Source organism: Corallococcus interemptor (assembly GCF_003668875.1).
In the GTDB taxonomy this organism is placed as follows: Bacteria; Myxococcota; Myxococcia; order Myxococcales; family Myxococcaceae; genus Corallococcus; species Corallococcus interemptor.
In genome coordinates, this window is record NZ_RAWM01000071.1 from 1 (window position 1) to 18,067 (window position 18,067).

Below are 18,067 nucleotides of genomic sequence, written 5' to 3' on the forward strand. Positions count from 1 at the left end.
GCCCAGGAGCACCAGGAGCTTCCCATTGAGAGGCTCGTGGAGGAGTTGAAGCCCGAGCGCATCCCAGGCCGCACTCCCTTCTTCCAGGTGATGCTCACCTACCAGGCCTCCTTCCGCGGCGCCGCCACGGTGGAGGGCGTCAAGCTGGAGGCTTTGGAGCTCGACACCTTCTCCGCCAAGTTCGACCTCACCCTCCAGGTGCTGGAGACGGACGCGGGCCTCAAGGGCTATCTCGAGTACACGACCGATATCTTCACCGCTTCCACCGCCGCGCGCATGGCCGAGCACTTGAGCGTGCTCCTGCAGCAGGCCGTCGCGCAGCCGAATGAGGCTGTCGCTCGGTTGCCGCTGCTGACCACCCGCGAGCGGCAAGAAATGCTGGTGGACTGGAACGCCACGCGCGCGCCCTTCCCCGAAGCCTGCATGCATTCGCTCTTCGAGGCGCAGGTGCGACGCGCTCCGGAGACCGTTGCCGCGGTCTTCGAAGGGACGCAGCTGACGTATGCGCAGTTGGACGCCCGGGCCAATCAGCTCGCCCATGCCCTGCGCCGTCGTGGCGTGGGCCCGGAGGTCCGAGTCGCCCTCAGCGTCGAGCGCTCCCTGGATATCGTCATCGGCCTGCTTGGCATCCTGAAGGCCGGTGGCGCCTGGGTGCCGGTGGATCCGCTGCTGCCCCGCGAGCGCCTGGCCTTCATGCTGGAGGACAGCGCCGCGCAGGTGCTCGTCACCCAGCAGCCGCTGGTGGACCGCTTCCCGGAAGCACTGCATGCACGCGCGCTCTGCCTGGATACGGAGCGCGCTGCGCTCGCCATGGAGCCGACGGATGCGCCGGTAACGGGCGTGACGCCCGCGAACATGGCGTACCTGCTGTACACGTCGGGCAGCACGGGCACGCCCAAGGGCACGGCGGTGGAACACCGCAGCGTCGCCAACCTCGTCACCCACGAAGCGGTGGCATACGGCATTGGCCCTGGCAGCCGTGTGTTGCAGTTCGCCAGCCTCAGCTTCGACCTGTCGGTGGAGGAGATTTTCACCACGCTCTGCAACGGCGCCACGCTGGTGCTCGCGCCGCTGGAGAAGTTGATGCCGGGCGCGCCGCTGCCCGTGCTGCTGCGTGAGCAGGAGTTGAGCGTCGTCAGCCTTACTCCCGCAGCTCTGGCGGCCACGTCCTCTGAAGGGCTGCCCAAGGTGCGCACCGTCATCTCCGGCGGTGAAGCCCTGCCCGCGGATGTTGTCGCGCGTTGGGCGCCGGGGCGGCGCCTGCTCAACACCTACGGTCCCACCGAAGCCACCGTCATCGCCACGTTCGGTGAGGTGGTGGCGGATGGGAACGTGCCCTCCATCGGCAAGCCGCTGGCGAACGTGCGCGTCTACGTGTTGGACCCGCATGGGCATCCAGTGCCCGTGGGCGTGCGTGGTGAGTTACACATTGGTGGCGTGGGCGTCGCGCGTGGATACGCGGGGCGGCCAGGCCTCACCGCCGAGCGCTTCGTGCCAGATGCCTTCTCCGGAGAAGAAGGGGCTCGCCTCTACCGCACGGGCGACGTGGTGCGCTGGCGCGCGGATGGCCAACTGGACTTCGTCGGCCGCATTGATGCCCAGGTGAAGGTGCGCGGCTTCCGCATCGAGCTGGGTGAAGTCGAGAACGCCCTGCGGGCTGCCCCCGCCGTGAAGGACGCCGTCGTGCTCGCCCGCGAGGATTCGCCGGGTGACAAGCGGTTGGTGGCCTACGTCGTGGGTGAAGCCCTCGATGTGACGGCCCTGCGTGCCCACCTCAAGCAGCACCTGCCTGAGTACATGGTGCCCGCCGCCTTCGTCCCCCTGGAGGCGCTGCCGCTGACGTCCAACGGCAAGGTGGACCGCAAGGCCCTCCCCGCTCCGGACGCGGGTGTGCTCCGGGCCTCGCACGCCTACGAAGCACCCGCCTCTCCGTTGGAGGAAAAGCTCGCGGCCCTCTGGAGCGAGGTGCTGCGCGTCCCCACCGTGGGTCGCACGGACAACTTCTTCGAACTGGGCGGACACTCGCTGCTCGCGACTCAATTGGTGGCCCGAGTGCGCGCCGCGCTCGACATAGAGCTGCCGCTTCGCGCCCTCTTCGAGGCGCCGACCATCGCCACCCTGGCTGAGCGCCTGCAGCGCGCCGCGACCGGCACGCGTCTGCCCTCGCTGACGCGGACCCGCACCGAAGGACACCTGCCGCTCTCCTTCGCGCAGCAGCGCCTCTGGTTCCTCGATCAGCTGACCCCGGACGACGCGTCGTACAACCTCCCCGTCGCGCTGAGACTCATCGGACGCCTGGACGTGGAAGCCTTGCGTCGTGCCTTCGAGGCGCTGGTGGCGCGGCATGAAGCCCTGCGCACCACCTTCTTCGAAGAAGAGGGTCAGCCCTTCCAGCGCATTCATGCGCCCGCTGAATGGGCGCTCCCCGTGGAGGACCTGTCCGGTCTGGAGGAGTCCGCGCGCGAGGCGGAGACGCTGCGGCGTGCCACTCGGGAGGCCCGGCAGCCCTTCCATCTGGTGCATGGGCCGCTGCTGCGCACCGCCCTCCTCAAGCTTTCGGGGGAGTCCCACGTCCTGCTCGCGACGATGCACCACATCGTCTCCGACGGCTGGTCAATGGGCGTCCTCATCCGCGAGTTGGCGAGCCTCTACGCGTCCTTCAGTGCGGGACAGGCGCCATCGCTCGCGCCGCTGCCGGTGCGATACGCGGACTTCGCGCTCTGGCAGCGCCAGTGGCTGCAGGGCGAAATGCTGGAGGCGCAGCTCGGCTACTGGAAGCGGCAGCTGGCCGGAGCCCCCGCGGCACTGGAGCTGCCCACGGACCGCCCGCGCCCAGCCGTGCAGTCCCGGCGCGGTGCCACAGTGCCTGTCAGCATCCCCGTGGAGTTGATGGACTCACTGCGCAGCCTCGCCCAGCGCGAGGGCGCCACGCCCTTCATGCTCCTGCTCGCGGCCTGGCAGCTGCTGCTGTCGCGCTACTCTGGCCAGGACGACATCAGCGTGGGTTCGCCGATTGCCGGCCGCACCCATGCGGAAGCCGAAGGCCTCATCGGATTCTTCGTCAACACGCTCGTCCTGCGTGCCCAGGTGGATTCGCGCTCGACGTTCCGCCAGCTGCTCTCCCAGGTGAAGGCCACCACCCTCGCGGCCTATGAGCACCAGCACGTCCCGTTCGAGAAGCTGGTGGAGGTCCTCCAGCCCTCGCGCGACCTGAGCCGCAGCCCTCTCTTCCAGGTGATGCTCGTCCTGCAGAACGCCCCCGCCGAGGCGCTGCGAGTGCCGGGCATGGCCTTCCAGCCCATCCCCCTGGAGGGCAACTCCTCCCGCTTCGATTTGGCACTCACCCTCTTTGAGGTGCCTCAGGGCCTCACTGGCTTCCTCGAGTACAGCACCGACCTCTTCGACGCCTCCACCGTCCAGCGCCTCATGGGGCATTTCGGCGTCCTTCTCTCCTCTCTTGCAGCCCAGCCCGACGCGCGCGTCTCCATGCTGGAGGTGATGACGGCCGAGGAGCGGCAGAGGCTTCTCGTCGAGTGGAACGAGACGGATACCGCCTTCCCGCGCGACACCTGCATCCACCACGTCGTCGCCGAGCATGCCCGTCGCACGCCCGACGCCATCGCCGTGCGCATGGGTGAGCGAAGCGTCACCTACGCGGGCCTCGACGCCTGGGCGCACGGGCTTGCCGTCCAGTTGCACGTCTCCCGTGGCGAGCGCGTCGCCGTCCTCGCGGAGCGCTCCCCGGAGTTGGTAGCGGGCTTGCTGGCCGTCCTCAAGGTGGGTGCGGCCTACGTCCCCATCGCGCCCGGTGTCCCGCCGGAGCGTCTGGCCTTCATGCTGGAGGACTCCGGCGCGTCCGTCCTCCTCACCCAGCAACACCTTCGTGCTTCGCTGCCTTCTCTCTCCGCGCGCGTCCTCCCGCTGGAGGTGGAGTCCGCGGCCCACATGCAGCCACTCCCGGTGGCGTCCGTGGGGCCAGAGGATTTGGCCTACGTCATCTACACGTCCGGTAGCACCGGCCGCCCCAAGGGCGTCGCCGTCCACCACCGCGCGTTGATGAACCTCATCTCCTGGCACCAGCGCACCTACTCGCTGACGCCTCGGGACTCCACCGCCCTCACCGCCGGCGTCGCCTTCGACGCTTCCACCTGGGAGGTGTGGCCCTCGCTGGCTTCCGGCGCCAGCCTCGTCGTCCCGCCTGACGCCGTGCGTGCCGAGCCCGCCCAGCTGATTCAATGGCTGGCCCGCGAAGCCATCACCACCTGCTTCATGCCGACGCCCCTCGCCGAGGCCGTGCTGCGTGAGGAGTGGCCTCGTCCCATCGCCCTGCGCGCCCTGCTGACGGGTGGCGACGCCCTCCACCACGGCCCTCCTCCTTCGGTACCCGCGGCCCTCTTCAACCACTACGGGCCCACCGAGAGCACCGTCGTTGCCACCTTCACCCCCGTCCTGCGCGACGACAGCACGCGGCCTCCCATCGGCCGTCCCATCGACAACACCCGTACGTACGTCCTCGACGCCCACTTGCAGCCGGTGCCCGTGGGTGTCCCGGGTGAGCTCTTCCTCGCCAGCGAAGGCCTCGCCTGGGGCTACCTTGGCCAGCCTGCCCTGACGGCCGAGCGCTTCATCCCGAGTCCCTTCTCCTCCGCCCCAGGTGCCCGCCTCTACCGCACCGGTGACGCCGTGCGCTGGCGCGCCGACGGCCAGCTGGACTACCTCCAGCGGCTCGACTTCCAGGTGAAGGTGCGCGGCTTCCGCATCGAGCTGGGCGAAATCGAAGCCTCGCTCCTCGCGCATGCCTCCGTGCATGAGGCCGTCGTCCTTGCCCGTGAGGATGTCCCCGGCGACAAGCGGCTCGTCGCGTACCTCGTGCCCACTCAGGGCCAGGAGCTGGACACCATCGCGGTGCGCGCGTTTCTCAAGGAGCGGCTGCCCGAGTACATGGTGCCCTCCGCGTTCCTCGTGCTGGAGGCCATGCCGCTCAGCCCCAACGGCAAGGTGGACCGCAAGGCCCTGCCCGTCCCCGACGCTTCGCCTCTCGCGGACTTCGTCGCGCCTCGTGACGCCACGGAAGAGAAGCTCGCCGACGCCTTCGCCCAGGTCCTGCGCCGCGAGCGCGTGAGCGTCCACGACGACTTCTTCTCGCTCGGTGGCCACTCGCTGCTGGCCACCCAGCTCGTCTCTCGCATCCGCGCGGCGTTCAACGCGGAGCTGCCCCTGCGCGCCCTCTTCGAGGCGCCCACCGTCGCCGCTCTCGCCGTGCGCCTGCGCACCGCCACGGCAAGCGCCCGGCTCCCGCCGCTCCCGCTCGCCACCCACGAAGGCCCGCCGCCCCTGTCCTTCGCCCAGCAGCGGCTGTGGCTGTTGGATCAGCTCCAGCCCGGCAGCGCCGCGTACAACATCCCCGCCGCCCTTCGCCTGAAGGGCCACGTGGACGTCGAGTCCCTGCGCCGCGCCTTCGAAACGCTGGTCGCGCGGCATGAGACGCTGCGCACCACCTTCTTCCAGCATCAGGGTGAACCCGCGCAGCGCATCCACTCGCCCGCGACGTGGGTCCTGCCGCTGCTCGACGTGTCCTCGCTGCCCGAGGCCCAGCGGGACGAAGAGGGCCGCCGCCTCGCGAACCTGGAGGCCCGTCGGCCCTTCGACCTGGAAGCGGGTCCGCTCCTTCGCACGTCCCTGGTGCGCCTGAACGAGGCGGAGCACCTGCTGCTGGTGACGATGCATCACATCGTCTCCGACGGCTGGTCCATGAGCGTCCTCGTCCGGGAGTTGACCGCGCTGTACGCGGCGTTCCACGCGGATCAGTTGCCCGCCCTCGCGCCGCTGCCCGTGCAGTACGCGGACTTCTCTGTCTGGCAGCGGGCCTGGCTCCAGGGCGAAACGCTGGAGGCGCAGCTCGGATACTGGAAGGAGAAGCTCTCGGGAGCTCCGGCCGCGCTGGACCTGCCCACGGATCGCCCGCGTCCGCCCGTGCAGTCGCACCGGGGCGCCACGGTGGACATGCGCGTTCCCGCTCGCCTCTCGGAGGCCCTCAAGGCCCTGGCTCAGCGTGAAGGCGCCACGCCGTTCATGCTGCTGCTCGCGGCCTGGCAGGTGCTCCTGTCGCGATACTCCACGCAGGACGACATCAGCGTGGGCACGCCTATCGCGGGTCGCACCCAGGCGGAGACCGAAGGCCTCATCGGCTTCTTCGTCAACACGCTCGTGCTGCGGGCGCACGTCCAGCCGCAGGCAACCTTCCGGGAGTTCCTGGCCCAGGTGCGCGGCACGACGCTCGCGGCCTACGAGCACCAGCACGTGCCGTTCGAGAAGCTGGTGGAGACCCTCCAGCCCGTGCGCGACTTGAGCCGCAGCGCGCTCTTCCAGGCGATGTTCTCCCTGCAGAACACGCCCATGGAGGCGCTGCGCGTGCAGGGGCTGTCCTTCGAGCAGCTTCCGCTCGAAGCGAACTCGGCGAAGTTCGACCTGACGCTGACGATGCAGGACTCGCCTCAGGGCTTCGTCGGTGTCCTGGAGTACAGCAGCGATCTCTTCGACGCCTCGACCATGCAGCGCATGGTGGGCCACCTCGGAGTGTTGCTGGAGGCCATCGCCGCGAAGCCTGAGGCAACTCTCGCCAGCCTGCCGCTGCTCACCGCTCCGGAGCGGCAGCAGTTGCTCGTGGATTGGAACGGGCCTGGCGCGGAGTTCCCGCGAGACCTCTGCCTCCATGAGGCCTTCAGCGCCCAGGCCCTTCGCACGCCTGACGCGCTCGCCGTCATCTGCCGCGATGAACGCCTCACCTTCCGTGAGCTGGAGGTTCGCGCCAATCAGCTTGCTCACCGCCTGGTGAAGCTGGGCGTGGGCCCCGACGTGCGCGTGGTGCTGTGCGTGGAGCGCTCCGTCGAAGCCCTCGTGGGAATCCTCGGTGCACTCAAGGCGGGCGGCACCTACGTCCCCATCGACCCCAGCTACCCGCGTGAGTGGCTGGCTCACGTCCTTCAGGACACCAGTGCTCCGGTGGTGCTCACCCAGCAGCGTCTGCGCGACTCACTGCCTCCGCACTCCGCGCACACCCTCTGCCTGGACTCCGACACTGCGGACCTTGAGTCCCAGGACGCTCCGGTGACGTCCGTCACCCCAGAGCACCTGGCGTACATCATCTACACCTCGGGCAGCACCGGCCGTCCCAAGGGCGTGATGATTCAGCACCGTTCCGTGCTGAACCTGCGCGTCGCGCTTGCTGCCACCGTGCACGCGGATGCCCAGCCGGGAGAGCGCGTCAGCATCAATGCGCCGCTCTCCTTCGACGCCTCCGTCAAGCAGCTCATCCAGGTGCTCGACGGCCACACGCTTTGCATCGTCCCCGACGAAGCCCGCGCCGACGTGGCCGAGCTGGTGAATCGCATTGGCCAGGATGCGTTGGAAGTCCTCGACTGCTCGCCCGCGCACCTGCGCTTGCTGGTGGATGAAGGCCTCTTGGAGCGCCAGTCCATCCCCCGCCGCGTCCTCGTGGGCGGCGAAGCGGTGGACCCGGCCACCTGGCGCCACCTGGCCCAGGCCCCGCGACCGCGCGTCTTCAACGTCTACGGCCCCACCGAGTGCACCGTCGACGCCACTGCCTGCGCTTTCGATGCCTCCCCCACTCCCACCATCGGCCGGCCCCTGCCCAACGTGCGCGTCTACGTGCTGGACCGCACGCTGCGCCCCGTGCCCGTCGGTGTCGCCGGTGAGCTCTTCATCGGCGGCGAAGGCGTCGCTCGCGGCTACCTCAACCGGCCGGAGCTGACTGCGGACCGATTCATCCCCGACGCCTTCTCTTCCACTCCGGGTGCCCGCCTCTATCGCACGGGCGACGTGGTGCGCTGGCGTGCCGACGGCATGCTCGACTACCTGGGCCGTGCGGACTTCCAGGTCAAGGTGCGCGGCTTCCGCATTGAGCTGGGCGAAATCGAAGCCGCCCTCCTCAAGCATCCCCAGGTGCACGCAGCCGTCGTGCTGGCTCGCGAGGACATTCCTGGCGACAAGCGGCTCGTCGCCTACGTGGTGCCTCCGGAAGGCACTGAGCCCGCGCCCACGCCCGAAGTCCTCAAGGACTGGCTCAAGCAGCTCCTGCCCGAGCACATGCGCCCCTCCGCGCTCCTCGTGCTGGAAGCGCTGCCGCTCAACACCAACGGCAAGGTGGATCGCAAGGCCCTCCCCGCGCCCCAGAGCGGGGCAGCTGCCTCCACCTACGTCGCGCCTCGGAACCCCACCGAGGAACAGCTCGCGGCCCTCTTCACGCAGGTGCTGCGCGTGGAGCGCGTGGGCATCCACGACGACTTCTTCGCGTTGGGGGGCCACTCCCTGCTGGCCACCCAGCTCGTCTCCCGCGTGCGCGCTGGTTTCCGCGTGGAGCTGCCGCTGAGGGCCCTCTTCGAAGCGCCCACCGTGGCCGCGCTCGCGGAGCGCCTCCACTCCCAGGCTCCAAGCCTCCAGCTGCCTCCGCTCACCCGGACCCAGGCGGACGGCCCGCAGCCCCTCTCCTTCGCCCAGCAGCGCCTCTGGTTCCTGGACCAGCTCACCCCGGGCGACGCGTCCTACAACATCCCCACCGCGCTCCGGCTGACGGGCCGGCTGGACGAGGAGTCCCTGCGCCGCGCCTTCGAAGCGCTGGTGGCCCGCCACGACGCCCTTCGCACCACCTTCCGTGAGAGCCAGGGCCAGGCCGCCCAGCACATCCACGCGCCTGGCACGTGGGCGTTGCCGCTCATCGACCTCTCCACGCTGCCTGAAGCGAAGCGCGAAGCCGAAGCCCAGCGGAAGGTCGAAGCGGATGCGCGTCAGCCGTTCGACTTGCGGAATGGCCCGCTGCTGCGCACCGCCCTCGTGCGGCTGGCGGCGGATGAGCACCTGTTGCTCGTGACGATGCACCACATCGTCTCCGACGGCTGGTCCATGGGCGTCCTCGTCCGGGAATTGGTGGCCTTCTACGAGGCCTTCTCCACGGGCCAGACGCCCTCTCTGGCCCCGCTGCCGGTGCAGTACACGGACTTCGCGGCGTGGCAGCGCAACTGGCTCCAGGGTGAGACGCTGGACGCGCAGCTGGGCTACTGGAAGCACCAGCTTCAGGGGGTTCCGGCCGCGCTGGAGTTGCCCACCGACTTCCCCCGCCCGGCCATCCAGTCCCACGCGGGTGCAACGCTCTCCGTGAGGATTCCGCAGGCGACGTCCGACGCGCTCAAGGCCCTGGCCCAGCGTGAAGGCGCCACGCCCTTCATGGTGCTGCTGGCTGCCTGGCAGACGCTGCTGTCCCGTTACTCGGGCCAGGACGACGTCAGTGTGGGCTCGCCCATCGCCGGCCGTACCCAGGCGGAGACCGAAGGCCTCATCGGCTTCTTCGTCAACACGTTGGTTTTGCGCGCCCAGTTGCAGCCGCAGGACTCCTTCCGACAGCTGCTCTCCCGGGTGCGTGGCACGACACTCGCGGCCTACGAGCACCAGCACGTGCCCTTCGAGAAGCTGGTGGAAGCCCTCCAGCCCGTGCGGGACACGAGCCGCAGCCCTCTCTTCCAGGTGATGTTCGTCCTCCAGAATGCGCCTGGAGAAGCGCTGCGCGTGCCGGGCCTCACCTTCCGGCCGGCTGTCGCCGAGGGCCACTCCGCCAAGTTCGACCTCACCCTGACGTTGCAGGACTCACCCCAGGGCTTCACCGGATGGATGGAGTACAGCACCGCCCTCTTCGAGCGGAGCACCATCGAGCGGATGGCGGGCCACCTGCGCACGCTGTTGGAGGCCGTGGCCACAAAGCCCGAGCAGCCCGTGGCGGAGCTGTCCCTGCTCTCCAGTGAGGAGCAGCAGCGCATCCTGGTGGAGTGGAATGACACGGCGGCCGTCAGCCCCACGAACATCCCCGTCCACGTCCACTTCGCCCGGCAGGCCCAGCGCACGCCCGATGCGGTGGTCCTGGTGCTGGGCGACGCGACACTGACGTATGCACAGCTCGAAGCCCGGGCAAACCAACTGGCCCACCATCTGCGCACTTTGGGCATCGTCCCGGGTGCGCGGGTGGGCCTCGCCGTCGAACGCTCCTTCGAGTTGGTGACGGCCCTGCTCGCCATCCTCAAGGTGGGCGCGGCTTTCGTCCCCGTGGACCGCAATGCCCCCGTGGAGCGTATCGCCGCACTCCTGGAGGACGCGGACGTCAGCGTGACGCTCACGCACCCACCCTTCGCGTCCCTGCTGCCTGCTTCCGGCACCCGCGTCTGGCTGGATGCGCAGTCCGCTGAGATTGCCGCGAGGCCCACGCATGCGCCGGACATCCACGTGGACGGTGAAGCGCTGGCCTACGTCATGTTCACCTCGGGCTCCACGGGCCGCCCCAAGGGCGTCTGCGTGCCCCACCGAGGCATCACCCGCCTGGTGCTCGGCAGCTCCTTCATGCGCTTCGGGCCTGACGAAGTCTGGCTCCAGGCAGCCCCTGTTGCCTTCGACGCGTCCACCCTCGAGATTTGGGGCGCGCTGCTGCATGGCGCGAAGCTCGTCCTCGCGCCTCCCCATTCGCTTTCGCTGGAGGAGCTGGCCGCCCAGCTGCGTCACCACCGCGTGACGTCACTCTGGCTCACCGCTGCACTCTTCGAGCAGATGGCCCTGCACCAGGGCGAAGCGCTCGCGGGTGTCCGCCAGGTCCTCGCTGGTGGCGACGTGCTGCCCGCCTCCCGCGTCCGTGAGCACCTTGCTCGCCTGCCGGAAGGCGCCACGTTCCTCAACGGCTACGGCCCCACGGAGAACACCACCTTCTCCACCACCTTCGCCATGCACCGCGACACGGTGGTCAACGGCACGGTGTCCATCGGCCGGCCTCTTACCAACTCCACGGTCTACGTACTCGACGCGCACCTGCACCCGGTGCCCGTGGGCGTCGCGGGCGAGGTGTACGTCGGAGGCCAGGGCCTCGCCTGGGGCTACCTCAACCGTCCTGACCTGACCGCGGAGCGCTTCGTCCCGCACCCCTTCGCCGCCACTCCGGGCGAACGGCTCTACCGCACCGGTGACAAGGCACGCTGGCGGGAGGACGGCGCGCTCGACTTCCTGGGCCGCGTCGACTTCCAGGTGAAGGTGCGTGGCTTCCGCATCGAGCTGGGTGAAATCGAAGCCGCGCTGCGCGCTGTCTCCGGTGTCAACGAAGCCGTCGTGGTGGCCCGGGGCGCGGACTCGGACAAGCGCCTCATCGGATACGTCACCGCTCGCACGGGCCACTCGCTGGACGCGGACACCCTCAAGGCGAGCCTCAAGCAGCGGCTACCCGAGTACATGGTGCCCGCCTCGCTCATGGTGCTGGACGTGCTGCCCCTCAACGCCAACGGCAAGGTGGACCGCAAGGCCCTGCCCCAGCCGGACGAGACCGCGCGCACCGCCGCCTTCGTCGCCCCGCGCACCGACACCGAGAAGCAGCTGGCCGCGCTCTTCGCCGAGGTCCTCCGGGTGGAGCGCGTGGGCCTCCACGACGACTTCTTCGCGTTGGGGGGACACTCCCTTCTGGCCACTCAGCTCGTCTCGCGCGTGCGGGCCACGCTGGGGTTGGAGCTGCCGCTGCGGGCCCTCTTCGATGCGCCGACCGTGGCCGCCCTCTCGCTGAAGCTCGCGGACGCGCGGCCCACGACGGTCCAGGGGGCTCCCGCGCTCCGGAAGTCGTCCCGCAGGGGCACCATTCCGCTCTCCTTCGCCCAGCAGCGCCTTTGGTTCCTGGATCAGCTCACGCCGGGGGACGCGTCGTACAACATCCCCACGGCGCTCCGGCTGAAGGGCCCCGTGGACGTGGAGTCGTTGCGCCGCGCCTTCGAAGCACTGGTCGCTCGCCACGAGTCCCTGCGCACCACCTTCCATGAGCACGAAGGACAGGCCACACAGCACATCCAGGCGCCGGATGCGTGGACGTTGTCGCGCGTGGACCTGAGCGCGCTGCCGGAAGCGCTGCGTGAAGCCGATGCCCAGCGCCGGCTCCTGAAGGAAGCGAACCTGCCCTTCCACCTGGAGCAGGGCCCGCTCCTGCGCACGACCCTGGTGCGGCTGGGCGAGGAGGACCACTTCCTGCTCGTGACGATGCACCACATCGTCTCCGACGGCTGGTCCATGGGCGTCCTCGTCCGGGAGCTGATCACCTTCTACGAGGCCTTCAGCTCCGGTCAGACGCCCACGCTGCCTCCGCTGCCCGTGCAGTACGCGGACTTCGCGGAACGGCAGCGCCAGTGGCTCCAGGGCGAGACGCTGGACGCGCAGCTGGGCTACTGGAAGCAGCAGCTCGCGGGCGCCGCTTCCGCGCTGGAGCTGCCGACCGACTTCGCCCGCCCGGCCATCCAGTCCCACGCGGGTGCGGCCGTCTCCGTCCGGATTCCCCAGGCGACATCCGAAGTGCTCAAGGCACTGGCGCAGCGTGAAGGCGCCACGCCCTTCATGGTGCTGCTCGCGGCGTTCCAGGTGTTGCTGTCGCGCTACTCCGCGCAGGACGACGTCAGCGTGGGTTCACCCATCGCGGGCCGCACGCAGGAGGAGACCGAAGGCCTCATCGGCTTCTTCGTCAACACGCTCGTCCTCCGCACGCGCGTGACGCCGGAGGACTCGTTCCGCCAGCTGCTCGCGAAGGTGCGGGGCACGACGCTCGCGGCCTACGAACACCAGCACCTGCCCTTCGAGAAGCTGGTGGAAGCACTCCAGCCCGTGCGGGACCCGAGCCGCAGCCCCCTGTTCCAGGTGATGTTCGCCCTGCAGAACGCGCCCACCAGCGACCTGCGGGTGCGGGGCCTCGCCTTCCAGCAGGTAACGACCGAGGGCCGCTCCGCCAAGTTCGACCTCAACCTGACGATGCAGGACTCGCCCCAGGGCTTCGTGGGTTCGCTGGAGTACAGCACCGCCCTGTTCAAGCACGGCACCGTGGAGCGGATGGTCCGCCATCTGGGCACGCTGCTGGAGTCCGTGGCCACGCAGCCCGACCAGCCCGTGGCGGAGCTGTCCCTGCTTTCCAGCGAGGAGCGCCAGCGCATCCTCGTGGAGTGGAACGACACGGCTGTCGAAAGCCCCACGGACGTCCCGGTCCACGTCCACTTCGCCCGGCAGGCCGAGCGCGCGCCGGACGCCATCGCCCTCGTCCTCGGAGGGGATTCGCTGACGTACGGGCAGCTGGACGCGAGAGCGAACCAGCTGGCCTGGCACCTGCGCGGCCTGGGCATCGTCCCGGGTGCGCGCGTCGGCCTCGCCGTCGAGCGGTCCTTCGAGCTGGTGGCGGCGACCCTCGCCATCCTCAAGGTGGGCGCCACCTACGTCCCCGTGGACCGCAACGCTCCGGTGGACCGCATCGCGTCGCTGCTGGAGGACGCGGACGTCCACTTCATCGTCACCCACCAGCCCTTCGCTTCACTGCTGCCGGCCACCGGCACGCGCGTCTGGCTGGATGCACAGCGTGACATCATCGCCTCGCTGCCCACCCACGCTCCGGACGTCCGCGTGGACGGCGAGGCCATGGCCTACGTGATGTTCACGTCAGGCTCCACGGGCCGCCCCAAGGGTGTCTGCGTGCCGCACCGGGGCATCACCCGTCTGGTGCTCGGCAGCACCTTCATGCGCTTCGGCGCGGACGAGGTCTGGCTCCATGTCGCGCCGATCGCCTTCGACGCCTCCACGCTCGAAATCTGGGGCGCGCTGCTGAATGGCTCGAAGCTCGTCCTGGCTCCGCCGCACTCCCTGTCGCTGGAGGAGCTGGCCGAACAGCTGCGTCACCACCGCGTGACGTCGCTGTTCCTGACGACCGCGCTCTTCGAGCAGATGGCCCTGCACCAGGGCGAGGTGCTCGCGGGCGTGCGCCAGATTCTCTCCGGTGGTGACGTGCTGCCCGCGGATCGCGTGCGGGAGCACCTCGCCCGGATTCCGGAGGGCGCCACCTTCCACGACGTCTACGGCCCCACGGAGAACACCACCCTCTCGACGGGCTTCGCCATGGAGCACGGCTCGCGCGTGGAGGGGGCCATCCCCATTGGCCGGCCGCTCTCCAACTCCACGGCCTACGTGCTCGACGCGCGCCTGAACCCGGTGCCCGTGGGCATCGCGGGCGAGGTGTACGTCGGAGGCCCCGGCCTGGCGTGGGGCTACCTGAATCGTCCGGAGCTCACGGCGGAGCGCTTCATCCCCCATCCCTTCGCCGCAACTCAGGGCGAACGGCTCTACCGCACGGGCGACCTGGCGCGCTGGCGGGAGGACGGAACGCTCGACTTCCTCGGCCGCGCCGACTTCCAGGTGAAGATGCGCGGCTTCCGCATCGAGCTGGGTGAAATCGAGACCGCCCTGCGCGCCGCCGCGGGCGTCAACGAGGCGGTCGTCGTGGCCCGGGGCGCCGGCGCGGACAAGCGCCTCATCGGTTACGTCACGGCACGCGCGGGCCACGAGCTGACGCCGGATGACCTCCGGGCAGGCCTCAAGCAGCGGCTGCCCGAGTACATGGTGCCGTCTGCCTTCATGGTGCTGGACGCGCTGCCGCTCAACGCCAACGGCAAGGTGGACCGCAAGGCCCTGCCGGAGCCGGGGAACACGCCCCGGAGCTCCGTCTACGTCGCCCCGCGCACCGGCACAGAGAAGAAGCTCGCCGCGCTCTTCGCCGAGGTCCTTCGCGTGGAGCGCATGGGCCTCCACGACGACTTCTTCGCCATGGGAGGCCACTCGCTGCTGGCCACCCAGCTCGTCTCGCGCGTGCGCACCACCTTCCGCGTGGAGCTGCCGCTGCGGGCCCTCTTCGAAGCGCCCACCGTCGAAGGACTCGCGCCGAGGATTGAAGCGGCCCGGGCCACCGGACTCCAGGCCCCGCCCTTGCGTGCCCTGCCGCGCGGAGACGTGATTCCGCTGTCCTTCGCCCAGCAGCGCCTCTGGCTGCTGGATCAGCTCCAGCCGGGAGACATCTCGTACAACATCCCCACGGCCCTGCGGTTGACGGGCCCGGTGGACATGGAGTCGCTGCGCCGCGCGTTCGAAGCGCTGGTGGAGCGCCACGAATCGCTGCGCACCACGCTCTCCTCGGATCAAGAGGACCCGTCGCAGTGCATCCAGGAGCCCTCTGGCTGGGAGCTGGCCCTCATCGATCTGACCTCGCTCCCTGAAGCCCAGCGGGAGGAGGAGGCACAGCGCGCGGCGGCCACGGAGGCCCGGCGCCCCTTCCAGCTGGCCACGGGCCCGCTGCTGCGCAGCACGCTGGTGCGGCTGGGACAGGACTCGCACCTGCTGCTGGTGACGATGCACCACATCGTCTCCGACGGCTGGTCCATGGGCGTGCTCGTCCGGGAGGTGGCGGCCTTCTACGAAGCCTTCAGCACCGGCCAGACGCCTTCACTCCCGCCGCTGCCCGTGCAGTACGCGGACTTCTCCCTGTGGCAGCGCGGATGGCTCCAGGGCGAGGCCCTGGAGGCACAGCTCGGCTACTGGAAGCAGCAGCTGGCGGGGGCTCCGTCCGCGCTGGACCTGCCCACGGACCGGCCGCGCCCGCCGGTGCAGTCACGCCGGGGCGCGACGGTGGACGTGCGCGTCTCTCCGGAGGTCTCGCAGGCGCTCAAGTCCCTGGCCCAGGCGGAAGGCGCGACGCCGTTCATGTTGCTGCTCGCGGCCTGGCAGCTGTTGCTGTCGCGCTACTCCACGCAGGACGACATCAGCGTGGGCACGCCCATCGCGGGACGCACGCAGGCGGAGACCGAAGGCCTCATCGGATTCTTCGTCAACACCCTGGTCCTGCGCGCCCACGTCCAGCCGCAAGAGACCTTCCGGGAGCTCCTGGCCCAGGTGCGCCGCACGACGCTCGCGGCCTACGAGCACCAGCACCTGCCCTTCGAGAAGCTGGTGGAGGTCCTCCAGCCCTCGCGAGACCTGAGCCGCAGCGCGCTCTTCCAGGCGATGTTCTCCCTGCAGAACACGCCCACCGAAACGCTTCGGGTGTCCGGGCTGTCCTTCCAGAGCGTCCCGGTGGACACCCGTGCATCGAAGTTCGACATCACGCTCACCCTCAGCGACTCGCCGCAGGGCTTCATTGGCGTGCTGACGTACGCGACGGACCTCTTCGATGCCTCGACGGTCCAGCGCATGGCTGGGCATCTGGGCGTGTTGCTGGAGGCCATCGCCGCGAAGCCGGAGGCAACGCTCGCGAGCCTGCCGCTGCTCTCCGCTCCGGAGCGGCAGCAGCTGCTCGTGGACTGGAACGGCCCCAGCGCGGAGTTCCCTCGCGACCGTTGCATTCATGAGGCTTTCAGCGCCCAGGCCCTTCGTACGCCTGACGCGCTCGCCGTCATCTGCCGTGATGAACGCCTCACCTTCCGTGAACTGGACACGCGAGCCAATCAGCTTGCGCACCGGCTGATGAAGCTGGGCGTAGGCCCTGACGTGCGCGTGGTGCTCTGCATGGAGCGCTCCGTCGAAGCCCTCGTGGGCATCCTCGGCGCACTCAAGGCCGGTGGTGCCTACGTCCCCATCGACCCCAGCTACCCGCGTGAGTGGCTGGCCCACGTCCTCCAGGACACCGGTGCGCCGGTCGTCCTGACCCAGCAGCGGCTGCGCGACTCACTGCCTCCGCACTCCGCGCACACCCTCTGCCTGGACTCCGACACCGCGGAGCTTGAGGCCCAGGACGCTCCGGTGACGTCCGTCACTCCAGAGCACCTGGCGTACATCATCTACACCTCGGGCAGCACCGGCCGTCCCAAGGGCGTGATGATTCAGCACCGTTCCGTGCTGAACCTGCGCGTTGCCCTCGCCGCCACCGTGCACGCGGATGCCCAGCCGGGGGAGCGCGTCAGCGTCAACGCGCCGCTCTCCTTCGACGCCTCCGTCAAGCAGCTCATCCAGGTGCTCGACGGCCACACGCTTTGCATCGTCCCCGACGAAGCCCGCGCCGACGTGGCCGAACTCGTCAACCGCATCGGCCAGGATGCGTTGGAAGTCCTCGACTGCTCGCCCGCGCACCTGCGCTTGCTGGTGGATGAAGGCCTGCTGGAGCGCCAGTCCATCCCCCGCCGCGTCCTCGTGGGGGGTGAGGCCGTGGACCCCGCTACCTGGCGCCACCTGGCCCAGGCCCCGCGTCCGCGCGTCTTCAACGTCTACGGCCCCACCGAGTGCACCGTCGACGCCACTGCCTGCGCTTTCGACGCCTCCCCCACTCCCACCATCGGCCGGCCCCTGCCCAACGTGCGCGTCTACGTGCTGGACCGCACGCTGCGCCCGGTGCCCGTGGGCGTCGCCGGTGAGCTCTTCATCGGCGGCGAAGGCGTCGCTCGTGGCTACCTCAACCGGCCGGAGCTGACCGCGGACCGCTTCATCCCGGATGCCTTCTCCTCCACGCCCGGAGCCCGCCTCTACCGCACGGGCGACGTGGTGCGCTGGCGTGCGGACGGGATGCTCGACTACCTGGGCCGTGCGGACTTCCAGGTGAAGGTGCGCGGCTTCCGCATCGAGCTGGGTGAAATCGAGTCCTGCCTGCTGAAGCACCCTGCCGTGCATCAGGCCGTCGTGCTGGCTCGCGAGGACGTGCCCGGTGACAAGCGACTCGCCGCCTACGCCGTCCCCGAGGCGGGAGCGCCCCTGGACACCACCGAGCTGCGTGCATTCCTCAAGCAGCACCTGCCCGAGTACATGGTGCCCGCCGCCTTCCTGGTGCTGGAAGCCCTGCCGCTCAACACCAACGGCAAGGTGGACCGCAAGGCGCTCCCCGCGCCCCAGGGCGGTGCAGCCGCCTCCACCTACGTCGCGCCGAGCACTCCCACTGAGGAACAGCTCGCGGCCCTCTTCACGCAGGTGCTGCGCGTGGAGCGCGTGGGCATCCACGACGACTTCTTCGCGTTGGGTGGCCATTCGCTGCTGGCCACTCAGCTCGTCTCGCGTGTGCGTTCCACCTTCCGTGTGGAGTTGCCGCTGCGGGCCCTCTTCGAAGCGCCCACCGTGGCCGCGCTCGCGGAGCGGATCCAGACGAGCACGCCCAGCCTCCAGCTGCCGCCGCGCACGCAGACCCACGCGGACGGCCCGCGCCCCCTGTCCTTCGCCCAGCAGCGGCTGTGGCTGTTGGACCAACTCCAGCCCGGGGATGCGT

The 18,067-nt window shown here is 69.7% G+C and carries 1 protein-coding gene (cut by a window edge); it reads left to right on the forward strand.

All coding sequences use genetic code 11. The features are described from left to right. On the forward strand, positions 1 to 18,067 hold part of the coding region annotated (locus D7X96_RS23625) for a non-ribosomal peptide synthetase (protein WP_147468380.1) (this coding region is incomplete at its 5' end). 10,178 nt of the annotated region lie beyond the right edge of the window; 18,067 of 28,245 annotated nt are visible.